Source organism: Bradyrhizobium sp. IAR9, assembly GCF_013408065.1.
In the GTDB taxonomy this organism is placed as follows: Bacteria; Pseudomonadota; Alphaproteobacteria; order Rhizobiales; family Xanthobacteraceae; genus Bradyrhizobium.
Genome location: NZ_JACBZW010000004.1, coordinates 262,955 through 287,563, shown reverse-complemented (window position 1 = coordinate 287,563; position 24,609 = coordinate 262,955). Strand labels below are relative to the sequence as shown.

Genomic DNA, 24,609 nt, shown 5'->3' with positions numbered 1-24,609 from the left:
AAGCCGCCTCACTCAACGCCCGTCAGGCAACAGACCTCCCCGTTGTGGGGCGAAGGGTGACTCAGGTCAGCGTCTTTCGGCTTTAGCGCATTCGCGCGTCGGGAGGAAAGATGCAAGAGCCCCAAATCGACAAGAAAGCTCGCGAAGGCGAGCGGATGCGGCTCGTAGCTCTCTTGGAAAGGCATCCTGGACAGCTGAACGTCCGCATCCTGCGCCTCGCGGAATTGGGCTTCCGCCACGCGTTCCTGCGTAATCAGATGCTTCACTCTGATGCAGCCTGCTTTCACGATGATTTGCCCGCCAGCGGTCCTTAGGTCGTATTCGCAAGCATCCCGTTGCCCTTTTGCGCAGGAAACGCCCTGTCGCCAATAAGCAGCGCATGAGGGAAACAGAGGCATGCCGGTTGTTCGCTTCGATGCAGGCTGGGGCAGTGCTCGCCCTCAAGATATCTTTCTCAAATTCGTCGCGCCAAATTCCGCTGTGGCAGCACTAAGCTGTTGCGCCTTCGTCTTCGAGCACGAACGTAAATACTGCGAGCGCGGCCCGCGCTGGTGGATGTCGTGACGGGATCGGGATGTTGAAGCCATCGTCAGTCCTTTCCCAAGGGCCGCAGGGGCTGTGCGGCCGCAAAGTTAATCTGCCGGAGCGGAAGTGAGCGGTTTGTCGAAGGCTGGGCGGAGCGCACCGGCGAAGCCGACGCGGAGCTCCACGAGCTAAAAAAGAAAAGGTTGCGAGGAAGCGAGCATCCTCGGATAAGCCACGGCGCTCCGACAGATTAACTTTGAAGTTGCTCATCTGCGCTGCGCCCAAAGAGGCCATGCCAGATGTACATCCCCACAATCGAGCAACTGAAATATCCCACTGGATTTGATCGCGCTGACAGGCGGGGGTATCTTGAGGCAAAGCCAGCACTAGGAGACGGTCGATGGAGCACGAAGAATGTCCCTTTAAATGGGGAGACCGGGTCAGCCACAAGCTGTTTGGATTTGCCACCGTGAACGGCGAGCCAACAGCCGTTGTTGGGCCTGATGCCACGCTCCGCAGAACGGTGCCCAGGGGCTGGACCGTTCCGGTTGAGTGGGATGATAAGGGGCAGGCGCCGGCTCGTGTAGCCAGTGACCACCTCACCAAAATATCCTCGCCCGATGCCAAGGGTACTCAGTACTGGCACCAGGAATGGCAAAAACGCGTGAATGTGCTCGCGGAACTGCGGCGCAAGACCGACGCGGCTATCAGCAAGAGCCTTCGCTCAACGCCAACGATAACGTCCGGCGATCTGACCGAGTTGATCGCCCAGGAGCAAGCGGCATTGAAGGACCTGATGAAATTCCTGCGCCAAGATGCTGCCGGCGAGCACCAATAACTCGATCACGAAGATCTGGCCCCTCGCAGCTGCCAAACTCTGCGCGCAAGCCGGGAACAATCGCATTTTTTTTGCGATCAGGTCATCAGCCTGAGCTCTACAGTGGCTAGTCGACTGTGGACTTTGCCGGCTGCATGATCCGCACGGTCGTTGTTTCAGAACAGCGGCTGTCCTGAATGGCGTGATCAATGGCGCAATGCGGACAGGTGCTGGGCAAAAGCTGGCGGAGGCAAGCTCATTATCCCTATGCACACCCCCGTCTCCGACGCGTTTTTCCCATCAGAGATGGAACGCCGCAGTCTCACCAGCGGGTTGCCTGTTGCTCTCAAGAAGCACCTGCATCATCTTAAAAGCACGCCGGGATTGGGCTGCGCGCCTGCCGCGCAACCAACCTTCAGCGCGAGCCAATTGAAGGCGAAACGCCTCGCGAGAGCTCGCAGCGACCAGTCGACGCTGAAACAGCTTTCAGCCAATGGCTGATTCCCTTGAGAGCTCATCGAGCACCTGCCGTGTCGCCCCGTGCGCCAGTTCGACAATCTCGTCTATTTCGGCTTCGGAGACAACGAGAGGCGGAGCAAAACCAAGAATGTCGCCATGCGGCATCGCGCGAGCAATGAGCCCGCGATCCCGTGCAGCTTTCGAGATGCGGGCACCGATCTTGAGCTGCGGATCAAATCGCCGTTTCGTATGGCGATCTGCAACGAACTCAATCGCGCCTAGCAAGCCGACGCCTCGCACTTCCCCGACATTCTCGAGCTGCGCGAACCGCTCCCTGAGTCTGTTCTGGAAATGCACGCCGACGATTCTGGCACGATCGCTTAGTTGCTCTCTTTCGACGATATCAAGAACCGCGTTGGCGGCCGCGGCGGCAATCGGGTGGCCTGAATAGGTATATCCGTGCGAGAAAGCCCCCACTCTGTCCGCGGCTTCCTCCATGACAGCGTAAACCTTTTCACCAACGATGGCTGCCGAGAGCGGCACGTAGCCGGAGGTCAGGCCTTTGGCGACGGTCACGAGGTCAGGCTCGATTTCGTAAAGCGTGCTGCCGAAATCCGCCCCGGTTCGCCCGAACCCACAAATCACCTCATCGGCGATCAGCAGCACGTCGTAATGACGAAGCACGGCCTGGATTTCACGCCAGTAGGCCGCCGGCGGCGGGGTGATACCGCCCGTCCCCAGCACCGGCTCGCCGATGAAGGCGCCAACCGTTTCGGGCCCCTCCCGCAGGATCAGCTGTTCAAGCTCGGCAGCACGCCGGCGAGAGAAGACCTCCTCGCTCTCGCCTTGCTCCGCGCCCCAATAATGGTGGGGTGCACCGGTATGCAGGATGCCCGGAAAGGGAAGGTCCATATGATCATGGTAGAACGACATTCCGGTCATCGAGCCGGAAACCACCGAACAGCCATGGTAGCCGCGGTCGCGAGAGATGATCTTTTTCTTCTTCGGCTTGCCACGCAGATTATTGTAGTACCAGACGAGCTTAGCCTGGGTTTCATTGGCGTCCGATCCTGACAAGCCGAAGAACACCTTGGCTGGCTTGCCCGGCGCCATTCGCACGAGACGATCCGCCAGCCTTGCCAGCTCCTCAGTCGTGTGGGCGGCATATGTGTGGTAGTAGGCCAGCTTATGAGCCTGCCGCGCGATGGCGTCAGCCACTTCGGTCCGACCGTAGCCAATGTTTACGCAGTAGAGGCCGGCAAAGGCATCGATGTAGCTGCGTCCACCGGCATCTTCGATGCGGATGCCTTGACCGCCCGTGACGATCGTCGGATCACCGATCTTGCCTGTGGCGAACTCCTTGAGCTGAGTGAATGGATGCAAGACGCTCGAGCGGTCCCGTTCGGCGATGGTTTTCATGTCGATCATTCCAGTTCTCCTAAGCTTCCAGATCGCCGAAGCAGACGTATTTGAGTTCCGTGTATTCCGCCAAACCGTGCCGCGAGCCCTCGCGGCCGAGGCCGGACTGCTTCCACCCGCCAAACGGAATCGGCGGGCCCGTGAACGAGGCCGTATTGATACCGAGCATGCCGCACTCGATCTGCTCGGAAAGGCGGAGCGCCCGACGTAGATCGTTCGTGTAGATGTACCCGGCCAGCCCCATTTCGTTGGCATTTGCCCGGGCGACGACCTCTTCTTCAGATTCAAACGGAAGTACGGCAGCTACTGGTCCAAACGTCTCCTCACGCGCAATGAGCATGTCTTCAGTGACATCGCCTAGCAGCGTCGGCGGAACGAAGTTCGGACCCAGACTGGCGCCCTGATGAGTGCAAAGAATGCGGGCGCCCTTTTTCAGGGCATCATCGATCTGGATCCTGCACTTGTTGGCGACTGACAACCTGGTCATTGGTCCAATGTCTGTTGCAGCTTCGAGACCGTGACCGACTTTCAGTTGAGCCATCGCCGCAGCAAAAGCCTCGACGAAGGCGGGATAGACCCCTTTTTGAACATAGATGCGGTTGGCGGCGAGGCAGTCCTGCCCTGACGTAGCGAACTTCGCGGCCATCGCGCCGTTGACGGCCTTCTCGAGGTCAACGTCATCAAAGATGAGGAAAGGGGCATGTCCGCCCAGCTCCAGCGAGACCTTCTTGATCGTGTCGGCCGCCCCCTCGAGAAGCAGGCGCCCGACCTCGGTAGAACCGGTGAATGAAACGGCGCGTATCCTCGTATCGCGCAACAGCGGCGTCGACAGTTCGACCGGATGACCAACCACCACCTGAAACACGCCGCGCGGAATACCGGCCTCTTCCGCCAACCGGGCCACGGCAAGCGCAGAAAGCGGCGTCTCCGGCGCGGGCTTCACAATGGCCGGACAACCGGCCGCAAGAGCGGCCCCGGCCTTTCGGGTAATCATCGCGACTGGAAAATTCCACGGAGTAATCGCCGCCGCCACGCCGATTGGCTGCATTCGCACCTGAAGCAGGCTTCCTGCCTTGTGGCTCGGTATTGTCTCGCCGTATGCACGCTCGCCCTCTGCGGCGAACCAGTCGAGAAACCCAGCACCGTATGCAATTTCCTCGCGAGCCTCCTGGAGTGGCTTGCCCTGCTCGCTCGTCACCAGGACGGCAAGCTCTTCCGAATGGTCGAGCATCAATGACGCCCAGGACCTGAGGAGCGCTCCACGCCTTGCTGGCAACAACCTTCGCCACGCAGCAAACGATCGATCAGCTGCCGCGATCGCAAGACTCATATCCGAAGCTGAGCAACGAGCCACATCCGCGATCGCTTCCCCGGTCGCCGGATCGACCACCACGTCCCTGTGGTCGCTCGAAACCCAGCGGCCATCGATCAGCGCGTCTCCTGCCAGAAAATCGCGACGATGCAGATCCTGCAGGTAGCTGGCTGCAAGACCGGGCAAATTAGGGCTTTTGTGCCGGCTGGTTTCAAGGGCCATTCGAAGGTCCGAAGCGTACAGTTTGTTGAAGTTTCCTGTGCATTCAGGATACTGGCGCCGCAGGAGACATTTGCGTCGCATTACCTGACGCTAGGATGATTTCCTGCACCGCGCAGGCATTTTGCGACGAAACTCACCTCAAGGCTGGAGACGACATGCAGTACGATCGGATAGACGCTCGAATCCTCGAGGTCGTGCAGAAGAACAATCGTTTGACATCCGAGGTGATCGGCGAAATGGCAGGCCTTTCCGCGACCGCGTGTCAGCGACGACTGAAGAGGCTCCGTTCGGAAGGTATCATCGAGGCCGATGTCTCCATCGTTTCTGCGAAGGCGGCGGGAAGGCCCATTCAAATGCTCGTGCTGGTCAACCTGGAGCGGGAGCGTTCGGATATCATCGACAGGTTCAAGAAGGCGATCAAGTCGTCTGTTGACGTCGTCAATGGCTTCTACGTCACCGGCGAGGCCGACTTTGTCCTGTATGTCACCGCCCCTACCATGGAAGAGTATGAGCAATTCACCCGGCGGTTCTTCTATGAGAACCCGGACATCAAGGGCTTCAAGACGATGGTCATCATGGACCGCGTCAAGGTAGGTTTTGCTGTTCCAATTGCGGCTCCGCCCGAGGATTGATGTGGCTGCCCCCTCTCGCGAAGCGGTGCATCGAGTGCTCTTCATCCGGTGCGTGCCGATTCCTGGATGAGCCGCAGATCTTGGACGCGACAAGCTTGGCTTGACTTTTCGTATGACCCGTGGAGCTCAGTGACAAACCGGGCTGCGCCTCCAGCCCGACGAGATAGAAAGCGTGTACACGTGAGGAGTGCTCAGCTGGTCGTCATGCAGTGCGCACTTTCGTACGTTGCGTACGGATTAGCGCCGTCGAAAATGATGCTGCCCGACCATCCGGAAGTGTTCGGATGTCCGGAGCTGTCACAGAAGGCAGATAATGTCACAACACCAATCGGCTGCGCGCATTCGACGCCGCCGCAAGGCAGTTTCGTTCAGAGTCGAAAGGCTGGAGCAGAACGTCTGCAGTGACTTTGTCAGTCGGCTGCCCCCTCCCCTGAGATCACGGACCCGGACGAACAATAAGCCTCCGAAACAAGCTTGTAACAGCCACACGCCGTCCGTTCGAGATCGCTGCGTTCATCGATGTGCAAGATTCCGCGCATCTTGCGAATCAATCCCTGTTCTTCGAACCGGATCAGGGTTTCCGTTACGGTGGCGCGGCGCAATCCCAGGAAAGACGAAAGGTACTCATGGGTAACTGGAAGTACTTGAGTGCCAGCAGCGTCACTCGCCAGACATAGCCAGCTCGCGAGCCGCTCTTCGCGACGGTGCCGAACGGCGCATAATCCTGTCTGGGCGCAATGCAGGGCCAGCGCCTGAGCGTACCGAAAAAGGCTTCTCCGGATTTCAGGACGCTCGTTCGTCATTCGACGCAAGTCCTCGACACGAATTCTGTGCCCGCTTCCAGGAAAGAGAACAACAGCTTCAAGCGTCGAAAGATGTCCTCCCGTGAAGAATGAGGCACCGACCACCCCCTGATATCCGATCACTGCAGTTTCAAGGATGCTTCCCGCTGCGACAATTCTCAGCGAGACGAGCCCTGACTCGACGAAGTAAACATACTCAGGAGGCTTTTTCCGCTCCTGCAGAACCATGCGCTCGTTCAGGACGACCGGCTCGAGGAACTTCGCCATTGGCGCGAGATCCTGAAGGGAGACTCTCGCCAGCACCGCATTTCTGACACAGGGGTGCGTCCCGGGACCAGGCCGCTGAAGCAACCGGTGAGTGCTGCGCCCCGGCTTGAGAGCTGCATCTGCGGAGCGATCACGTACGTCCAGGCGGGCGGGCACGCGGTCAGCCATGGTACGTCCGTCTCCTGACATCTCGATCCTTGCGAGCTAAGCTCGCCAAGTGTCGCAATGTCTGAATCTTGATAAATGCAAAGAGCCTGCCGTCGCCACTCAAATCCCGCTTTTTGGGCGTCCTTTTCGATGGATTTCGACAAGCCGACCCTTTTCTGTCTCTGGCTTGAAGCAGGCGCCGTCAACTTGCCTGGGCGCAGCCAAAAGCGGCAATTTGCGAATCCGGTTGTCGTGCACGTCACGCTCGCCTGTGATGGTCTTGCCATTGAAGACCAGCTGTCTCGGGGCATGTTCGCCAGTTACTCTGCTTGGCTGGTCCTGCTCTGGACCAGACAAACGCCGTCAGCTGACCTCCGAGTAAAGTCAGGCAGTGATCCTGTCGTTTGTGCCGCACGCCACTCCGCTGATGAAGTGACTCCGCCGCAGCACGGAAGTCGAATGGCGACTTGGACGCACGATCGGCAAAACGACAATACCTGTTGGTCTTCATGACCAATTGTGCCGCCCGCGAAACGTCGACCGCGCACGTGCAATGACCTCGGACACATCTGCGGCAACAATACCGAAGCCGGCGGATGTCCTTCGCCATGGAGGCTGAAGGCATGAACAAAAATTCTCAATCAAAGTCAAATTATTTTTTTCGTTTGACTATTTATTTTCATGTTCGATAGTGTCCGAAGATGGGCATCCCATTCTCCGCCAATCAACTTCTGCAGCCATCATGACCGTGCGTGAAACAATAAGGCGTGAAAGCGCCAATCTGACCGCCAGCGAGCGCAAGATTTCCAATGCCGTGCTCGCGGACTATCCATTCGGCGCCCTCCAGACCATCCAGGAGCTGGCCGAGCGTACGGGGGTTAGTGCGCCGTCGATCACGCGCTTCGTCACCAAGATTGGCTTTGCCGGCTATCAGGAGTTTCAGCGCCAGTTGATAGCAGAATTGCGCGAAAGCCGACGCTCGCCGCTGGAGCTCAAGGCTACTGAAAAGCCGGGCAGCCGTCGCGCCTTTCTGGCCGACTACGCCCGGCGGGCTTCCGACCGGCTACATGAGATGGGCGCCAGCGTTCCGCAGGAGCAGTTCGACCGGATCCTTGGGCTTATTGCCGATCCCACCCGGGCCGTTTTCGTGCTTGGCGGGCGCGTCAGTGACAGCATCGCCCGCTTCCTGTCGGTGCACCTCAAGCAGATTCGACCGAAGGTCTATCATTTTCCACCCAATCCCGAGCACTGGCCCGACCAGCTGCTGGCGATCCGCAGGCAGGATGTCCTCGTCCTGTTCGACTTTCGCCGCTATCAGCCCGACCTGCAGACGCTTGCCGACATCGTCGCAAGGGAATGCCGGCCGTCGATTGTGCTGATCACTGACAAGTGGATGTCGCCAATCGCTCGCCATAGCGACCATATTGTTGCCCTGCCGATCGAAATTGAAACAGCGTGGGACACGCTCGTCTGCGCACTCACCCTGGTCGAGGCCTTGATCGTCAAGGTATCGGAATCGAATTGGTCGACGACAAAAAAACGGCTGGAGGCCTGGGACAGACTTCGTCTGGTGCCGCCGGGTCAGCCTTCGGAGGAAAAAGATGATTGCTGAGGAAATGCTGATCGCATGCTGCACGGATCTTGCCGGCAAGGTTCGTGGCAAGGCGTTTCCCGCTTCGCAGCTCGACAAGCGGGCAAAGCGGGGCATTGGCTGGACGCCGACGAACGCCCAGATCACCTGTTTCGACACCATTGCGGAAAGCCCGTTTGGCTCGCTTGGTGATCTCGTCCTTATTCCCGATGAAGCTGCAAGGGTGCGCGTACAACTGAGCGAGGATTTGCCGGCCGAGCATTTCGCGCTCGGTGACATTCGTCACACTGATGGCAGGCCTTGGGAATTCTGCACCCGTTCGATCCTGAGGGGGGCTCTCGATCGCCTCGATCGGTTGACAGGCCTGACGCTATTCGGGGCTTTCGAACACGAATTCCAGTTCCGAAACGATGCAGGCCACATTGGAGAGGCCTACAGCGTTAACGGCTTCCGCATCGAGCGACGCCTGGCCGAAGCACTTGTGGCAGCCATGCGCGCCGCAGGACTAGAGCCGGACACATTCATGAAAGAATTTGGCGCGGGGCAGTATGAAGTCACGATGGGACCGTCGCGGGGGATCGCCATAGCGGATCAGTCTACGATCCTGCGCGAGCTCGTCCGCCTGGTTGCCAACGCATTCGGTAAGAACGTCACATTCACCCCGATCAGGGACCCGGCCGGCGTGGGCAACGGGGTTCACATTCATCTCAGCTTCCTCAATGACGACAGGCCGGCAACGTGGGATCCAAACGGCAAACATGAGCTTTCCAGGACCGCAGGCCAATTTGTTGCTGGCATCCTCAAGTACCTTCCCGCGATCGTCGCGATCACAGCGCCGAGTGTCGTATCCTACCTGCGGCTCACACCACATCGCTGGAGCGCGGCCTTCAATAACCTCGGCTTCCGCGACCGTGAGGCTTCAGTACGCATCTGCCCCGTTTCTGATCTGAGTGATGTTTCCAAAGCGGCCCAATTCAATTTTGAATTTCGCGCTGCCGACGCCACCGCGAGCCCACACCTGCAACTCGCCGCCATCGTACACGCCGGTGTGCAGGGCATTGAAGACGAACTGCCGACACCGGACGCAACCACCGAGGACCTCTCGCTTCTCAATCCATCGGCTTTGGCGACACGTGGATACTGCCGCCTGCCCACATCGTTGCCCGAAGCGCTTGATCGCTTGCTGGCGAATCCCACGGTAATCAACTGGTTTCCGGTCGGGTTCGCCGAGACATACGCAAAGCACAAGAAGGGAGAGATGGCGTTCGTGGAGGGAAAAACTCAACAGGAGATCTGCAGCTTGTACGAGCAAGTCTACTGACGGATCAAAAGCTGCATCATCAGTCCGATCGGCGATTCCCGCATCAGCCTTTTGTCACGGGAATGATAACTGGCAACGCTGCATGAGCGCAACTGGACAGGGGAGTCCACCTGAACGTTGCAGCCAGTGTTGGGCTCGTTGGCGACGCGTTCGCTGTCACGATTGAGCCCATCAAGAGATGACCGGGAGGACGCCAGGGGGAAGCACCACATGGTCTCCCGCCCGGGCAGCTCGTGCACGTCTGGTACTGCTCGGCCAGTACACGGCGCATGACGGCCGAGAACTCTTCAGGAACTTTCTGCACCTTGCCATCGCGCTCCATCGTTCATTTGATCCGCAGGCCATCGGAGGGGCTGGTAGGGCCGTCTTTCCAGTCCGAGCGCACATAGCCTGATCAAAGCCATGCCCGGGCATGATCACAAGTCACGCTGCCGCAGCTGAAGTGAGGAGCCGTGCCAAAGGCGAGCAGGACTGCCGCAACGATGCGGAGCCGACCGACCGCATTCTCGATACTGCGAGTTATCTGGAGTTCGCGCGGCATACTAGGTGCCTTCTGTTCGGAAACAGACCGGCGACCGTCAGTAATCTGACAATTTGTTGCAAACGCGACAATTACCTGGACGTCTCGCAGCAGTTTTCGTCGACATACCTGGCCCAACTCATGCACTGGGTAACTCAGGTCAATCCGTCATCGGGAGCGCCGCAGCCCTTGAGCCTTCTCGCTAAAACCGGATCTACATTCGGGCGCCTTGTCGATGCGATCCCTCTCCGCATCTGCGCTCGTGATGCGAGCGGAGCCGTGGAACGAACGCTCCCGCTTCGCTTCGCAACGGCGATCGCCGGGTCCACGTCATGTTGCGTTACGAGAGATGGCGCCACGTGCAGACCAAAACAGGCGCGCTCTGCAGCGAGTTCTGTCCGCAATTGCAGCAAAAGGACACGCTGGGATCGCGTCAGGGCCAGGCTGCGTCACTACAGCAAGCTCGCGACGCGCCCCAACGAGACCTGGGCGATGGATGTCGTCCTTGGATCAGCTGGCGAGGCGGCGTTTTTCAGCAAGACCACCGGCTCAATTGCCGGTCGTCGATGGGGGCCGCTCTTCATTTCGGCATCTGCGCCAATCCTCCATTTTTTCTCGGCATCCGAATGTCGAGGCAAAGAGAGACATAGGGGGCATCGCGCCATGGGGCAGAACACAGTCCAAAGCGATCGAGTGCCTGCTTCCGAGAAGCAAACCGATATGCGCGCGGAAAAAAGTACGTAAGGAGAACTGGTTCCCATGATGATTGAGACGGTTACAGGGACGATCCCGGTCGAGAGCCTCGGACGCACCCTGATGCATGAGCACCTGTTCATCGCCTTTCCAGGCGCCTGGTTCGATCCGCTCGCCAGATTCAGCCGTGCGGACTTGATTGCGGAGGCCGTCCGGCGGCTGGTGCAACTGCGTACTGATCATGACGTACGTACCTTCGTCGACCCCTGTCCAATCGAGCTCGGCCGCGACGTCACCCTGATGAAAGAAGTTTCTGAAAAAGCCGGCATGCAGATCATTTGCACCACCGGATTCTACTACGAGGAGAGGGGGCTGCCGTTCTACTGGCGCGCCCGCACCGAAGATGAGATCGCGGAGCTCTATATCCGCGAGATCACCCATGGGATCGGCGAAACTGGCGTGAAGGCGGGCGCCCTCAAAGTCTCGACGAGCGCGCCGGCTGTCACCGATCAAGAGAAGAAATTCCTCGCCGCCGCCTGTATCGCACAGAGGGTAACGGGAGTGCCGATCATTACCCATACCACGGATGGGTGCGCGGGGCCCGAACAGCAGAAGCTGTTCGCGATCGGCGGCGTTGCCGCCCATCGATGCCTCATCGGGCATTGCTGCAGCAACGCCGATCACCTTTACCATCGACGGATCGTCGATGGTGGTTCTTACATCGGATTCGATCAAATCGGGGCAAACCACTTCCAGCCTGACGAGGTTCGCGCCAGCAATGTGGCGAAGCTCGTGCGCGATGGTTTTCGCTCGCAGGTGATGTTGAGCATGGATCGCCTCTGCGGTCACCTTGGCAAGCCTTCGGCGCTCCGGCTGACTTCCGAGGAGATCGCCAGAATCGAAGAATTGAAGTCACGAAGGCTTTGGAAAGAGCACACCTATATGTTCACCGACTTCATCCCGATGCTACGTGCCCGCGGCGTCAGCAAAACGGATATCGTCTCAATCCTGGAGGACAATCCTCGACGTTTCTTTGCCGGTACGGTTTTGCCGGAAAATGCAGAGAACTAGAGCGCACACTACATTGCATCATGTAACGACGGACCGCTTTCGTCGGCGCTTTTGGTTTGATGATTGCAGTGCAGTTGCACGAATGCATGCAGTTGAATGGCTCTGCTTACGGCCAGCTGGTGGCCGATGCCGGCGCTGGCAAATGGGTCGACGAAGTCACCGCGCGTGGCAGGTTCCCGTTTGCAGACAGCCTCGCCTGAAGTTTGATAGGACGGCCAGGCTTCCCTCGAATCGATCAGCGACATCTCTCAGAATAGGGGTCGCTTCCCCACTGAGCGAACACCGCAGATCGCATCCGTTCCCCTTGATACAGAGCGTTCCAGCGCCATGCAGTTCATGCCGGATTCTGCAAGGCGCATCGGAAAACGATACTCACGCCATGCCCTCCTGAGGAGCCCATGGACCAGAACGTTAACCCGATTGACGTGGACTTCATTCCTGCTCGAAGCCGCGCTGACTACCATCGGCGGTCATTACTCAGGCTATGGCACAGGGCAATCCGACATCCTAGCACGCGCCATCAATTCCCGGCAGGGTCCGCGCAACCGACATTGGCCGACATCGATCTGTCCTGGGAAATGGTGGGCGTGAGCGACGTCTGCGATCACCTCAGGCATCTGCGTTCGCCCGTTCCGCCGGAAGCCGGCCGATCATTCCCTGGCTCTGACGTTATCCTTTTCACAGAAGGGACGGCAAGGAAACGGAGGCCCCTGATCGGAACGCATGAAGAGATGCTGTACAATGCATGCTTCGATGGAAAGGCGTACCATCTTTCAGGCATCACCAGTGACGACAGGGTGCTCGTGCTATCGCGGAGCACGACCTCTCACACAGATTATTGCAACCTGTACGCCTTGTCACGAACGGCGTGCACGATCATACCCGTCGAGGATTGCAAGAGAGGACGAGAGAATACTGAAATCATGCGAGCGGTGCAGGCAACCGCAATCCTTGGGTCTGTGAGCGCTCTCCTTCCATTGCTGTCGTACATGGAACTTGGCGGTCTGACTTACGCTGGGATCAGGCACATTGTCCGAGGCCGAGAGCCCTTGTCCGAACAGCTTCGATCGAGACTCGTGCAGCGATTCGGGGAAGATCTGTCCTTCCACTCGGTATTTGGGACGCCGGACCACGGTGCGCTGGGCTTCCAATGCTCCTCGTGCGGCCCTGGCGAGTACCACCTTCATGAAGGCCTTGTCTACGCGGAGCTCAGTCCGCGGAATGATGAGAGAGCGACAGAGCTCGTTATTTCAAACCTGCACCGCTCCCGCATGCCCGTCGTCCGGCTCCGGACCGGCGATTACGCTGAATGGGCTGATCCGGATGGACGCTGTCCGTGCGGGCTGACCTCCAGAAAAATACGTCTTCTGGAAAGAATCGTTGACCACGCGCCATAACGTGCGCCGTGCGCAGCTGATTTTGCGCAAACCGACGAACCGTCTTGGTGGTAAGCGTCGATCCTGGTCGAGCGCTGCCGCAGCAGTCGTCATCATCGAGAGCATCGCAGTTGAAAGCGCTGCCTGGAAAACCTTGTTCCTGATCGTGAGCGCCTGTTGCCGGGCGCCGCAGGTCAGCAAGCCGCACCGACTTCATCAATCAGCGCGTTCGTGTAGACCTGACGGCAATACCCCTCGGTCACCCGCAAACTGTTGTCATGCCGCTCCTGGCTGTAGGTGGCGCAGGCATCTGGCACGAGCGTCACGAGATAGCCAAGGTCGCAAGCGTCACGCACGGCAGATTCGACGCACTCGTCCGTAACGAGGCCCGTCAAAACCAGCTGTTTGACGCCCAGATTGCGCAGCAGGTAATCGATGTTGGTGGATACGAAGACGCTCGAAGACGATTTCGGCAACACGATTTCGTCATCGCCAGGCGCAATCTCGTCAATGACCTTGGCATCCCATGAACCTCTTGGGACGTTGAAGCCGACGATCTTGTAGTTCAGACCACGATCACGGCCATCCTTTGTGAGATTCTCGATCGTTGTATAAAGTACTTCTATGCCCGCCACACGGAACGCCGTCTGCAAGCGCTGCATGTTGGGAATGGCAACGCTTTTCAAGCGATCAAAATAATAGCCGTACTTGCCGGCAATCTCGGCGCCCGGCACATCCTTGAACTCGCCGCCATCACGTCGAACGCAAAAGTTCTGTACGTCAATGAACAACAACGCCGATTCCGGCGGTTTGAGTGGCACCTCGCGTGTTGTCGGGCGTTCAGCCGTTGACATCCTTTTTTCTCGCACGTCGACCAGCCGGGTTCGCGTTCAAGACCGCATCTGCGCTGTCCTCCCAGATCACTGATCAAGAAGTTAGCCGTTTAGAACAGCAGGTGCGGCAACTTGCATGCTCAGGATCGTTGGTAAGACTAACGAAGGCTACGAGTTCTCTCATCCGAGACCTGCAATGCGAATGGTGCTGCCCCTTTCTTTTGGGCGCGAGGACTGGTCAGATTTGACTTCGCAAGGCGTTTTATGGATGCCGATGCGCCGACGAAGGTCACGACGCGAGCAAGAGCCCGGACTTTTGCTCACGAACAACACGGCTCCTTAAATCGTCGCCGGTCAGCCAGATCAGCCAATCATCGTCGATGATTTCCTCTTCCACCAGCCGCAATATCGACCCGCCTCTCTCATGGTGTAGATATCCGTATTGTGAAATGACGCCCTTATCGATTATCCAGCGCGCGACCAGTCCACATATGAAGTCAGGAGCCCACATGGCAAAGGACACTCCGAATGCTATTGCTGCCATGATCCTGGACACCCCCTTTCCTCTATAGTCCTGTCGGACCCAGCCGTCGCCGTGATAGGCCACTTTGCCGGACATCGTCCTCGCACTCGGTGCAACACAACTGCACACGTCCCGACGATGGGCATGTTTGGCCGGGTCTGCGTAGAACGCTTTTAAGGATTCGAGATGCTCTGCAAAGTTGCTGCGCGAAAGGTCATAAAGTCGAACAGCCTGCAAAACCGCTACCTTGTTATTCTTGTCAACGCCTGCCATCCAGAAGCCCTCGTCTGATCTGATTGGCGAGCGGTCCGGTCGGAAATTGGGATATGTGGGCCCCTTCGTCGGAGTCGCCTGCGTAATCGAGATATACTCGTGAAAGTCCGCCCCCAACGAAAGCCTGATGCCTTTTTGGGCGGCAGCGGCGTCATAGCTGCGAATGAAGCGCGAGACGTCCAGCAGGTCCGCTACGTTCATCATTCTGCACTCCTCCATTGTAGTGCACCGAGCGCCTTAGGCTGCTACAGCATTGACGAGGATCGAGACACTATCAATTCTGGTAGGAAGAACGGCGCGAACTTCGTTGAAGTGGCATTCGACAGGCAGCGACGCCATCGCCCGATATGACAATCGGACCGTGAAGTACTATCGAGATATCATCGATCTCGTGAAGATCAGCCTCTGGCTCTGCCACAATCTGATCCATCGCTCTGCGAGCGTATCGATCAGAGTGGTGCGAAAAGCCTGTTCGACAGCGACTATCTTCTGGGGATGTCTAACTTCTTCGCCCGAGTGTCCGCGTCAGACACTTCACAACATCCGTCGACATTCTGGTTTGACATTTACAAAACGCTCGAGTGCCTCATGACGAAAGTGGGCGAGGTTGCATTCATCGCGCGTGACTAGGCTCCACCGCGATGTGAGCGGCTGAAGCAGACCAGTAATCGGGCTGGCCGGCCAAAACTTAGGACCCAATGGGAAAGATCGGGCGTCCCTCTCGGGCCGCGAATTCGGCTTCCTGCCGGATGTGCTCTGGCGGCCCGCACTGCTGTGACTGCGCAATCCGGGCAAAAAGGAGGGATCGACCGGGTCATTCGAACCGAACCGGCAGGTCAATTCTCCTCGTGCTCAGGGGGGACGCACTCGGTAATCCGCGGCGACGGTCACCGAATGCCCGAAGCGCGCGATGGGAACGGTCCGCGCGGTCCGGGGCCCAAGCCGGCCTTGGTTCCTGCCCCAAAGGGCAGCGCGAAGCAGTTCCGAACAACAAGTTGAGAACCCACCAAGGAGACGGGAACGGCCGAGCCTTCGGGGAGGCTGTTAACCTCTTGAAAACTAGCTGAAAAAGCCAATGTTACGAAAGGAACCTACCATAGAAGGCCATCAAAAAATTCCCTTGGAGGAACTAGGATGACCCGTAGGGTTATGTGTATGGGAAGTGATTTGAGGTGAGAACGGCCTCCTCACGCGCCTCGCGGCTGCGAGGCAAAGTAACCGAAAGGTGAAGAGATCCAGGTTGGCATCTGGCAAACTTCATTCCCCAACTTCTAACGATCTAGGGCCCCACCGAATGGCGGGGCCCTAGAGGTTTGGGACAACCTTCAGAAAATCCTTCTGCCGCCGGCTTTCGATTTTCTGCCTTCACCGGATAGAAACTCAAGACGTGGTAGCGACCCTGCTCGTCCCGGTCGAGTTTGATCGCCATGAGAACCATGCTATCGGCCGCAACAACCCGGCTGATCAGCTCGATTCCAGGGTTCTTGTGATCATCCCCGATATAGAGCGGGTCGGTCACGATCCCAGATAGATATGGTAAGCAGAGTAGAAACGATCATCGATCAAAAAGCCTGCGCAGTTGTTTCAGCCTACCTCACGGGTATCGCATGCTGCCATCGCCGACTGCGGGTAGCTCGGGTCGCATGACTGACTCGCGCATCCTCTCAACGCTTCTGCCGGAAGCCACTGCGGCGACTTAGGCTTCTCGTGCCACGCGATGAACTATCTATCTCTAGCGTGCACGACAAGGAGAGAAGGGCGAACGTCTCAAGCGGCTCTTTCACGATGCCAATGATCCTCCCGATCACTTCGAAATACCTGATCTACGGCCGGGTTCAGCATGAGAATCGCGTCCGTTGCCCAGTTCCCCGACCAGATTCCAAGTCGGCCATAATCTGCCGCCCCCCTAGCCGCGGCAAGAAGCTCAGGGGTCGCCGCCTCACCAAGATCTCCGGGGACGTCGTCCCACTATCCGTGGAAGTTCTTGCGATCATCAGTGATCAGGTTACCACCCGCCGTCTCCACGGCGTGCGTCACGTCCAGGTCGACAACGTGACCGGCAACTATCCAGATAAACAGCTCCGACGTGCAGTGGCTGAGCAGGTCACCGACCAAATGTGACAAGACAAACAATGCCTTTTGTCTTCGACGGCAAATGGGCGTGGCGATGGTCTCCCAAGCAGCACGGCTATTGCAGCATTCACGGCCCGTTCGTACCCTGATAGTTTCGGTCGAGGCGATCACGCTGCACGCCGACATCATTAAAACAATAGGTATTGTGGCATCCGCGCTCCACGCCAGACGTCATATAGCTGCATTGTGCCCAGTTGCACGTGACGTAGTCTTCCATCCGCTGCTGCTCATCCGGCGTCCTGAAGGACGTGCACGGGCTTCGTATTCCGGATGATTGGGATCGATAGTATAGGAAAAAGTACCGTGGGCTTGCACATGACGCCCTTTACGCAGTCAAGCCATGGGCCTGCCGTTTTCAAGTCGAACCCGAGGATCTGCGCGACATGCTGCTTGGCGTTGTCAGTCAACAGCTGATCACAATTATCCGACCACGCGATGACCCTTGCATCCTCAAGCTAACGAGAAAATTGGGTGCAGGACAGTCCAAAGCAGTGCAAGCAAGCCAAAGTACCTGCAGGCGCTCAAGAGGGAGCTGAGCATGATGAACACAAAAAATTCGAGTAAAGAAACGGACGATGAGGAAAAGCACGTATCGGACAATAATTCTACTTGAACTAGTACCGTGGTTTCATAACTTGAGGCGGAGCATGGCACAATCTTGATGTCAGCAAAAGCCGCCGTCAGTCTAGCGCATCCGGGTATTCGTGTTGTTCTTTCGACGTTGAGAGGGGTGGGTACGCAGTTTTTTTGCGGGACCAGAATATGTCGGGGGTCTTTCGCGCAAATCGTTGAGCAGACGATCCGTTGCACTTGGCACCGTTTGCTCAATTCGGTTTTGAATGTTGGGTTCGGCTCCGCCGACAAGCGGATCGGCCCTGCCACTGTCTGCCGTCCAAATCCAGGCCACGAGCGCGAGGATTATCTGTACGCGTCCTTGATAGTTTCGCGAACGTTGTTTCAAATTTTTCCAGGAGTCGATCATGCGCTGCACGTTCATATTACTGGGTTCAATTGCCTTGCTGGCCGGTTACTCTACCGCCGCGACTGCCCAGGTCGACCCGAATCTACAGGTCCGCATCGAGAATTTGACACCTCCCAAGGATCGGAAGCCAGACCTCCCGCAGACCGAAGTCGTAACAAAAACGAGGGTTCAGACCTACACGACGACCGAGACCGTTGCCGTGCCTCCTGCGGAGCGACGCCGTCGCCTTGAAAAGATCCTCGCCGAGAAGCAGCTGATGCTACCTGCGGACGCTGAGGCGGTTCAAAGAGCGTACGAAACGTACGGTATCAAGGACCACGAAACCCGCAAAGTTCAGAAGAAGAAAGTGATCACTGAGCACGTCGTAACGACCAAGCCGCGAGAAACCACCGTCACGGCATCTGTTTCGACACAGTCAGTGTTCGACAACAATGCCAGCAAGACCCCTATCCACGTGGGCGACACAGTTTTTGGCACCACGGGTCTACTTACCGTCAATATCCCTGTCGGCCTTGCCGATAGCTTCATCTTGCAGAGCGGCGTGAGCGACCAGCGTTATGCACGCTTGTTCACAAAGAACGTCGACATTCTGGTGAACAACGCCACTTACAACCAAGTTCTCCATCTGGTGGTTCCGGGCAAGACGATCGGCACGACGACGTCCGACGTGATGAGCTATTCGGTGGCCTCTAGCACCGTCTACGGGTCTGGATTTAGGCCCTACCAAGTGGAGCTTTTCACGCCTTCGATCGCCTGGGCTCGCAACAATCAGGATCTGGCCGGGACAATCTGCGGGCCGAAAGGTCAGGAAGCTTTTTGCGTCGCGGGTACTTTCGTCGCAGAGGGCGAATTCACGTTCTCGGATATCGCCAGCCAACAAAATTTCTCCTCCAGGCTGTCTGGCGGCGTAACTTGGCAAACGCCAGTAACCGGCCTGACCACGTCAGCCGGCGGCTACGTTCAAGGTCGGCATTTCACAGATTTTCCCGGGGGTCGTGACGATCTTATCTTACAGGCGTCAGCTCGAGCAGACTGGACGCCAAACAGCTACGTCCAACTCAGCGGCGTGCTTCAGGTCACACAACAGTTTTCCACTGTGAAGGCCCTAGAATGGAACGGCTTTGCAGCCTATCCGTACCTGAAGCTAAGGGTCACGTTTTGAGAGGCTACCAGGGTTTGAGCCTACCTACCGTGGCTTCGCACTGAGGTCGAATAGCTGCCGTCATCAAGCCGCCGCCTTACTGCTGCCCGCCCCCGTCGCCGGTTGCACCTCCCGTCGCCACCTCGCGGCGCCGGCGAATGGGTTCCAAATCCCCCAACCACGGAAGCCTGGACTTGTCCAGCGTTGCTAGGGGCTCGCCGAACAGTCTTCGCGCCTCCCGGCGATCCGAGGCCAAATTGATGAAGTTGATTGGGACTGGAAGCAACTGGCGGTCTCGTGCAGAAGCTCCAGCTGGCTCGCCGCGAACTCAACCTCGAGGCGCCATCAACGCCTTGATAGCTTCGATCTCCTGATCCTCGATGATCTTGCCTACGTCACAATGGACCAGGCCGAGACCGAGCGGCGCTCGATGCTGATCACCACCAATCAGCCGTTCGGCGAATGAAACAAGGGCTCTGCCGGACCCCGCCATGACGCTCGCCGCCATCGATCGTCTCGTTTACCACGCCACCATCGTTGAGATGAACGTCGAGAGCTATCGCAGACGCGCCCCGCTCGAGCGAAAACGCGGTCCGGGACGGCCCCCTCGCACGAACACCCAAAACCGTCGCTGATTGACACGATGCTTCTCTCAATCGCAAACCGGCCCTCACAGAACGAAGAGTGAAACGGTCGATCAGGGCCGATCGCCCACTTGGCCCAACCGCTTCCGGTTCACCTCCAATTGCGGAGGTCGGCCCGCGGGGTAGAGCACACAAAGATGACCGCATCAGAAACTGTCCCGATGGACGCAGCGTACAATTGCAGGCGTCCCATTCTCTGGTCCTGACGTGCGATAGGCTGCGGCGTCATAGCGCTCCACGGCGAAGAATTAATATCCGTCTTAGTCGGCCGTGGCGCGTTTTGCGCAGCCCGTGAACACGTCGATTGATGCAGGTATCCTGCCGACCAACCGGCCCAACCCTAAATCCATCGCTCCCTGCGATGCGCTCAGCTTCAGCTCCGCAAAATCCGAGGATCCCTAGCAGGATGACGTGCGGGGCGGACCACCGGATCTAGGAACAGCAGGTACACACCTAAGTTCAACGTCGAGCCATCCCAGCGCATTGACTGTCGCACGATTTCCACTATTGATGACAATGGTCGTTGTCTCCGCTTCGATGATCGCGGGGCCTTCCAGCACGTGCCCGGAACTCAATTTCTCCAGTGCATAGACCGGCACTTCGCGCCAAGCACCGAAGAAGACCTGACGTTTGCCTGCAGGCGATAAGATTGGTTCGGACGTGGGCATTGGCATATCGGATCGTTCAATTCGAGGAACGGCACCAACAGCGGCAAGCCGTGCGTTGACGAATACGACCTCCTGATCGCGCGAGGCGTAAGTATAAAGTTCCTCATGACGACGATGAAAGCGTTCTTCGAGCTCGGCGATCAAGGATGGCGCGTTAAAGTCGACGCCGCTGAGCGGTACATCGACCTCGAACACCTGCTCGCCATAGCGCATCTCGGCGGACCGCTCCGTCATAATGGGCCCGTCGAACCAGCTACGGAGCCGTTCGGTTGCCTGCACGTCCAGATCGGCAAAGATCTTTCGAATCTCAGTGGCGGTCGTCCGGGCGCCTGTCTCGAGGTGAGTGCGGCTGACCTCATACCGCAAGTCGCTGGTAAGCATCCCCCACGCCGAGAGTACGGAGGCTGCCGTAGGCACTATGATGCGCGTGATCTCCAGCTCGCGCGCGACCTCGGTTGCGTGAAGGCCTGCGGCGCCGCCGAAGCTCAGGAGCGCGAACTTGCGCGGATCGACGCCGCGACGCAGGGTCATCAGTCGGATGCCGTCTGCCATTTTCAGATTGACGAGCCGATAGATGCCGGCAGCCGCCTCGATGCGTGTCACGCCAAGCGAAGCTGCGAGGCGATCGATTGCTGCTTCCGCCGCCGCACGATCGAGCGGACGCCGTCCGCCCATGAAGGCGGTCGCATCGAGATGACCCAGCACGATATTCGCATCGGTCACGGTCGGCTGCGTACCACCGTTGCCATAACAGGCTGGGCCCGGGACCGCGCCGGCACTTTCGGGGCCGACATGGAAATTGCCGCCGGCGTCGACGCTGGCGATCGAGCCCCCGCCCGCCGCAATGCTGGCGATATCCAGACTGCGCAGCGCGATGCGTTGGTCCGCCAGCCCGCCATCAGCCGACAGCGTCGCGCCTCCATCCGCGATCAAGGAGATATCGGTGCTCGTGCCCCCCATATCGAAGGGCACCAGATCCGGCATTTCAAGCAACTCCGCACAGCGCCGGGAACCTGAGATGCCGCCGGCTGGACCGGATAGCACGGTCGCCGCAGCAAGACGCCCCGCCTCCTCGACCGGTGCCATGCCGCCATGGGAGAGAATGATGAACAAGCTCCCGTTGAATCCCGCTTCGGCCAGGCGGAGCTCGAGCCGGGTCAGGTAGAGCCGCACGGCAGGACCGACATAGGCATTCACGATTGTGGTGGAGACGCGCTCGTATTCCTTGATCTGTGGCAGCACGTCACTGGAGCGCGACACGCTCACTTCGGGCAGCTCGCGCGCAAGCCGCTCTGCTGCTGCGATTTCATGGGTGGGATTACGATAGGCATGCAGGAAGCAGACCGCGACCGAGGTTGCGCCAGAGGCGCGGATCGCCGCGATAGCCTCGCCGAGTGATTCATTATCGAGCGGTAGGAGCACGTCGCCGTTCGGCCGCAGCCGCTCGCGAACGCCGAAGCGCAGTTCGCGGGGCACCAGCGGCTCTGGTGGCGGGGTCCGCAGATCATAGCGGTTGTTCTTCAATCCCTCTCGCATTTCGATGACGTCGCGGTGACCCTCCGTGGTCAGCAGTGCGACTTTCGCGCCTTTGCGTTCGAGCAGCGCGTTCGTCGCGACCGTGGTGCCATGCACCAGCCGCTGCGTCCTCGCCAACATATCAGCGCGCGACATGTCGAGCCGCCGCGCGAGCTCGTTGAGCCCCGTCATCACACCGATCGACTGGTCCTGCGGCGTGGAAGGAGATTTCGCGAACACGGTACGCCCGCCAGCGTCGATCGCGACCAGATCGGTGAACGTGCCGCCAACATCAATGCCAATCGTCAACATTGTTACTGAACCACTTCTGTCGTTGTGCCCGAGTTAACGAGGCCCTGTACTACATCTCGCTGGCGCGCCTGTTGTGTGCGTCGCTCGGCTGGACCCCACCCTCCGCCACCGGATGAGCGCACTTCGAGGCAATCTCCCGGATGGATCTCGATACCGACCTCTTTGGTTCGCAGCACACGTGGCGGCCGGCCCGCCGAGACCAGACGGTAGTGATGCGGCGCCCCATCCTTGCCGCCGAGCAACCCGCACGCGCCATGACGTGTCCCATCACCTGCGGTGTTGCCAAGTGCGGGCTTGCTGGTTTCGAAGAGGAGATCGAGGTCGACGCCGAGACCGCCGCGGAATTGACCGTCGCCGCCTGAGTCGGGCCGAAACTCATGATGACGGAAGTGAAGGGGGAAGCGAGCTTCCGCGACTTCGATGCTGCCGAACTTGAGGCCACCGACGGTGTGCCATTCGCCGATCGAGGACCAGCCGTCACCGCGCGAAGAAGCGCCACCGCCCGGGCGTGCCTGAAACATATGCCAGATGAAGCTGCGCCCGTTGCGAGGATCCTCGCCCTGCACAGCGATGCGGAACCGCCGGCTCCAGCCAGCCATGGTTCGATCCGGACAAGATCCTGACAATGCCTTGATCACCGCCTCCACGATCTCGTTGGAAGGATGGCTGGTGCAGAGCGTGACGGGCCGGCCAGGATCCGCCCACACGATGGTGCCCTGCTTGGCAACGACGTTAAGCGGCCGCAGCGCCCCATCGTTTTTGGGAATGTCGGCGTCGATCAGATAGGCAAAGGCCATCACGACCGCCGCTTGCATATTGGCGTGCGACGAATTGACAAAGCTCGTGCTCTGCGGGTCGGATTCCGACAGGTCGACCTCGATCTGGCTGCCTGTCTTCGTGACCTTGGCTGCAATCCGGATATCGTTGCGTCCGTGGCCGTCGTCGTCGAGGAAGGCCTCACCGTGGAACACGCCATCCTTCCAGGTTGAGACCACCGTGCGCGCCTGTTGTTCGGCGGCATCGAGGATGGATTCGATCGCGGCTTCGACCACCGGCGCGCCAAACTCGGCAAACAGCCGCCCCATCCGCCGCTCACCCATGTGCGCGGCTCCAATCATTGCAGCAAGATCACCGCGGAAATCGTGAGCGTTGCGCACATTCAGTGCCAGCATATCGAGAATGTCCTCACGCAGTCGGCCGGCTTCGTAGAGCTTGATCGGTGGAATGCGCAGCCCCTCCTGCCAGATTTCGGTCGCGCTGGGATTATAGGCGCCATATGTTGCGCCGCCGATATCACTCTGGTGCGCGCGCACGATGCTCCAGAACAGCCTGCGGCCGCCGTCAAAGATCGGCACGAATGCGGTCAGGTCGGGCAAATGGCTGCCGCCGTGATAGGGATCATTCATCAGGATGACGTCACCGGGCCCGACATCCTTAAAGCGCTCCTCCACCGCGCGTGTCGCCCAGGGCAACGCGCCGACATGGACCGGAATGTGGTCGGCCTGGGCGATCAGCCGGGAATTGACGTCGCAGATGGCCAAAGAGAAGTCCCGGCTTGAGTTGAGGATCTGCGAATAGGATGTGCGAAGCATTGCTTCGCCCATTTCCGCAACGATCGAGCTCAATCGATGCTGAACGACTGACCGCGTGATGGGATCAACCTTGTGGGCCATTCTTGCACCTGTTTCAGACTATAGATTCGCGGCGTGATGACCCCAATGGCCTCACGCGAGACTTACCAAATTCCAAGGACTCAAGGACGCGTCAGGTTTTGGACGCGATCTGGGCAAGTGCATCCGAGGCCGCGCGGACGATGCTCTCTATATCCGTATCCGTCATCGGCAGCGACAGCGCCATCAAGCCATAGCTGGCGGCGAGAATGCCGCGGTTGAGGAACTCCAAGTTGAACACACTTTGCCGTTTGGTCTCGCCTTCGCTCATGTAGGCCGAGCGATAGTCGCGGACCGGGCGTTCGGAGAAGTGCAATTTCAAGAGCGATCCAAGGCCGAGGCTGTGCCGGGCACGCCATGGCGACATGCGTCATTGATGCCCTTTCGCGCTGTCTCGCCGGTCGCATCCAGCCGCGCGAACGCGTTGCGGTCCAGGGCTCCATCGCCGCCAGCCCGGCGCGCATCGTGACCGGGTTGGCCGAGAACGTGCCGCCATGAGGCAATGCCGGCTTGCCGTGGCGCGGATCGAAAACGGCCATGATCTCCTTCTTGCCGGCGATTGCACCGACCGGAAATCCACCGCCGATGATCTTGCCAAGCATGGTGAGATCAGGATCGATTGCCCACAGCCTGTCCACTAGCGTTGCGGCGAGGATCCAAGATAGCGTGCGACTGCCATCCACGGCATTGCGGTCGCCGCAAACAAAGCATTCAAAAACTCCTGCCTCGTCATTTTCATG

At 58.7% G+C, this 24,609-nt stretch carries 20 protein-coding genes and 2 pseudogenes; 8 read left to right on the top strand and 14 right to left on the bottom strand.

Annotated features, from left to right (window positions below):
* Positions 1–8: 8 nt before the first annotated feature.
* Positions 9–266: a hypothetical protein gene (locus GGD67_RS13525; protein ID WP_179733398.1), complete on the bottom strand. Its 258-nt coding sequence runs from the start codon at positions 264–266 to the stop codon at positions 9–11.
* A 659-nt stretch (positions 267–925) separates the two neighbouring features.
* Here GGD67_RS13525 and GGD67_RS13515 point away from each other — a divergent pair.
* Positions 926–1,363 (top strand): hypothetical protein, encoded by a 438-nt coding sequence (locus GGD67_RS13515; protein ID WP_179733394.1) that lies wholly within the window; start codon positions 926–928, stop codon positions 1,361–1,363.
* Positions 1,364–1,513: 150 nt separating this feature from the next.
* Positions 1,514–1,843, top strand: coding sequence for a hypothetical protein (locus GGD67_RS13510; RefSeq protein WP_179733392.1), 330 nt, complete (start codon positions 1,514–1,516; stop codon positions 1,841–1,843).
* Here GGD67_RS13510 and GGD67_RS13505 read toward each other — a convergent pair.
* Together GGD67_RS13505 and GGD67_RS13500 are read right to left on the bottom strand one after the other, a co-directional pair.
* Entirely contained in the window at positions 1,829–3,229 is a 1,401-nt protein-coding gene (locus GGD67_RS13505; RefSeq protein WP_179733390.1) for an aminotransferase, read from the bottom strand. The two genes, GGD67_RS13510 and GGD67_RS13505, sit on opposite strands and share 15 nt — an antisense overlap.
* A gap of 10 nt (positions 3,230–3,239) precedes the next feature.
* Positions 3,240–4,718, bottom strand: a complete 1,479-nt coding sequence (locus tag GGD67_RS13500; protein ID WP_179733843.1) for an NAD-dependent succinate-semialdehyde dehydrogenase — start codon at positions 4,716–4,718, stop codon at positions 3,240–3,242.
* A gap of 191 nt (positions 4,719–4,909) precedes the next feature.
* On the opposite strand from GGD67_RS13500, the gene GGD67_RS13495 reads away from it, so the two are divergent.
* Positions 4,910–5,386 carry an Lrp/AsnC family transcriptional regulator gene (locus tag GGD67_RS13495; protein WP_179733388.1) on the top strand — a complete coding sequence of 159 codons (477 nt, stop codon included), beginning with the start codon at positions 4,910–4,912 and terminating at the stop codon, positions 5,384–5,386.
* A 410-nt stretch (positions 5,387–5,796) separates the two neighbouring features.
* On the opposite strand, the gene GGD67_RS13490 is transcribed toward GGD67_RS13495, so the two are convergent.
* Positions 5,797–6,456 carry a Crp/Fnr family transcriptional regulator gene (locus tag GGD67_RS13490; protein ID WP_246790779.1) on the bottom strand — a complete coding sequence of 220 codons (660 nt, stop codon included), beginning with the start codon at positions 6,454–6,456 and terminating at the stop codon, positions 5,797–5,799.
* An 889-nt stretch (positions 6,457–7,345) separates the two neighbouring features.
* On the opposite strand from GGD67_RS13490, the gene GGD67_RS13485 reads away from it, so the two are divergent.
* The 3 genes from GGD67_RS13485 (at position 7,346) to GGD67_RS13475 (ending at position 11,799) form a co-directional block, all read left to right on the top strand.
* Positions 7,346–8,215, top strand: coding sequence for a MurR/RpiR family transcriptional regulator (locus tag GGD67_RS13485; RefSeq protein WP_179733384.1), 870 nt, complete (start codon positions 7,346–7,348; stop codon positions 8,213–8,215).
* Positions 8,205–9,515 carry a glutamine synthetase family protein gene (locus GGD67_RS13480; RefSeq protein ID WP_179733382.1) on the top strand — a complete coding sequence of 437 codons (1,311 nt, stop codon included), beginning with the start codon at positions 8,205–8,207 and terminating at the stop codon, positions 9,513–9,515. Before GGD67_RS13485 ends, GGD67_RS13480 begins: the two co-directional genes overlap by 11 nt.
* A 1,279-nt stretch (positions 9,516–10,794) precedes the next feature.
* The gene (locus GGD67_RS13475) at positions 10,795–11,799 is read left to right on the top strand and encodes a phosphotriesterase (protein ID WP_179733380.1); all 1,005 of its coding nucleotides are present in this window, start codon (positions 10,795–10,797) and stop codon (positions 11,797–11,799) included.
* Between the two features lie 8 nt (positions 11,800–11,807).
* Here GGD67_RS13475 and GGD67_RS13470 read toward each other — a convergent pair whose 3' ends face one another.
* From GGD67_RS13470 to GGD67_RS13445, 6 genes are all read right to left on the bottom strand, one after another.
* Positions 11,808–12,044, bottom strand: coding sequence for a hypothetical protein (locus GGD67_RS13470; protein ID WP_179733378.1), 237 nt, complete (start codon positions 12,042–12,044; stop codon positions 11,808–11,810).
* A 1,005-nt stretch (positions 12,045–13,049) separates the two neighbouring features.
* Positions 13,050–13,376, bottom strand: coding sequence for a hypothetical protein (locus GGD67_RS13465; RefSeq protein WP_179733376.1), 327 nt, complete (start codon positions 13,374–13,376; stop codon positions 13,050–13,052).
* Positions 13,370–14,029: an isochorismatase family cysteine hydrolase gene (locus tag GGD67_RS13460; RefSeq protein ID WP_179733374.1), complete on the bottom strand. Its 660-nt coding sequence runs from the start codon at positions 14,027–14,029 to the stop codon at positions 13,370–13,372. The genes GGD67_RS13465 and GGD67_RS13460 overlap by 7 nt, the downstream gene beginning before the upstream one ends.
* 268 nt (positions 14,030–14,297) lie before the next feature.
* Positions 14,298–15,008, bottom strand: a complete 711-nt coding sequence (locus GGD67_RS13455) for a hypothetical protein (protein ID WP_179733372.1) — start codon at positions 15,006–15,008, stop codon at positions 14,298–14,300.
* A 1,075-nt stretch (positions 15,009–16,083) separates the two neighbouring features.
* Entirely contained in the window at positions 16,084–16,323 is a 240-nt protein-coding gene (locus GGD67_RS13450) for a hypothetical protein (RefSeq protein ID WP_179733371.1), read from the bottom strand.
* A gap of 449 nt (positions 16,324–16,772) precedes the next feature.
* The gene (locus GGD67_RS13445; RefSeq protein WP_179733369.1) at positions 16,773–17,048 is read right to left on the bottom strand and encodes a hypothetical protein; all 276 of its coding nucleotides are present in this window, start codon (positions 17,046–17,048) and stop codon (positions 16,773–16,775) included.
* Between the two features lie 869 nt (positions 17,049–17,917).
* On the opposite strand from GGD67_RS13445, the gene GGD67_RS13440 reads away from it, so the two are divergent.
* Complete coding sequence (locus tag GGD67_RS13440; protein ID WP_179733367.1) at positions 17,918–19,081, top strand: hypothetical protein; 1,164 nt, start codon at positions 17,918–17,920, stop codon at positions 19,079–19,081.
* A 264-nt stretch (positions 19,082–19,345) separates the two neighbouring features.
* Positions 19,346–19,699: pseudogene (locus GGD67_RS13435) on the top strand (ATP-binding protein); the annotation flags it as partial.
* Between the two features lie 403 nt (positions 19,700–20,102).
* Here the strand turns inward: GGD67_RS13435 and GGD67_RS13430 are convergent.
* From GGD67_RS13430 to GGD67_RS39270, 4 genes and pseudogenes are all read right to left on the bottom strand, one after another.
* On the bottom strand, positions 20,103–22,199 hold the full coding sequence (locus GGD67_RS13430) for a hydantoinase/oxoprolinase family protein (RefSeq protein WP_179733365.1): 2,097 nt from the start codon (positions 22,197–22,199) through the stop codon (positions 20,103–20,105).
* A 2-nt stretch (positions 22,200–22,201) separates the two neighbouring features.
* Complete coding sequence (locus tag GGD67_RS13425; protein ID WP_179733363.1) at positions 22,202–23,872, bottom strand: hydantoinase B/oxoprolinase family protein; 1,671 nt, start codon at positions 23,870–23,872, stop codon at positions 22,202–22,204.
* Positions 23,873–23,963: 91 nt separating this feature from the next.
* A complete protein-coding gene (locus tag GGD67_RS39050; RefSeq protein ID WP_210286457.1) occupies positions 23,964–24,191 on the bottom strand; it encodes a hypothetical protein in 228 nt (75 codons plus the stop codon).
* A gap of 175 nt (positions 24,192–24,366) precedes the next feature.
* Positions 24,367–24,471 (bottom strand): annotated as a pseudogene (locus GGD67_RS39270) (hypothetical protein); the annotation flags it as partial.
* Positions 24,472–24,609 lie beyond the last annotated feature (138 nt).

Excerpts from the sequence above, each read along its gene's own strand:
- GGD67_RS13515 (WP_179733394.1), top strand. The coding sequence starts at position 926 with ATGGAGCACGAAGAATGTCCCTTTAAATGGGGAGACCGGGTCAGCCAC.
- GGD67_RS13505 (WP_179733390.1), bottom strand. The coding sequence starts at position 3,229 with ATGATCGACATGAAAACCATCGCCGAACGGGACCGCTCGAGCGTCTTG.
- GGD67_RS13495 (WP_179733388.1), top strand. The coding sequence starts at position 4,910 with ATGCAGTACGATCGGATAGACGCTCGAATCCTCGAGGTCGTGCAGAAG.
- GGD67_RS13490 (WP_246790779.1), bottom strand. The coding sequence starts at position 6,456 with ATGGCGAAGTTCCTCGAGCCGGTCGTCCTGAACGAGCGCATGGTTCTG.
- GGD67_RS13485 (WP_179733384.1), top strand. The coding sequence starts at position 7,346 with ATGACCGTGCGTGAAACAATAAGGCGTGAAAGCGCCAATCTGACCGCC.
- GGD67_RS13480 (WP_179733382.1), top strand. The coding sequence starts at position 8,205 with ATGATTGCTGAGGAAATGCTGATCGCATGCTGCACGGATCTTGCCGGC.
- GGD67_RS13475 (WP_179733380.1), top strand. The coding sequence starts at position 10,795 with ATGATGATTGAGACGGTTACAGGGACGATCCCGGTCGAGAGCCTCGGA.
- GGD67_RS13470 (WP_179733378.1), bottom strand. The coding sequence starts at position 12,044 with ATGTCGCTGATCGATTCGAGGGAAGCCTGGCCGTCCTATCAAACTTCA.
- GGD67_RS13460 (WP_179733374.1), bottom strand. The coding sequence starts at position 14,029 with ATGTCAACGGCTGAACGCCCGACAACACGCGAGGTGCCACTCAAACCG.
- GGD67_RS13455 (WP_179733372.1), bottom strand. The coding sequence starts at position 15,008 with ATGATGAACGTAGCGGACCTGCTGGACGTCTCGCGCTTCATTCGCAGC.
- GGD67_RS13440 (WP_179733367.1), top strand. The coding sequence starts at position 17,918 with ATGCGCTGCACGTTCATATTACTGGGTTCAATTGCCTTGCTGGCCGGT.
- GGD67_RS13430 (WP_179733365.1), bottom strand. The coding sequence starts at position 22,199 with ATGTTGACGATTGGCATTGATGTTGGCGGCACGTTCACCGATCTGGTC.
- GGD67_RS13425 (WP_179733363.1), bottom strand. The coding sequence starts at position 23,872 with ATGGCCCACAAGGTTGATCCCATCACGCGGTCAGTCGTTCAGCATCGA.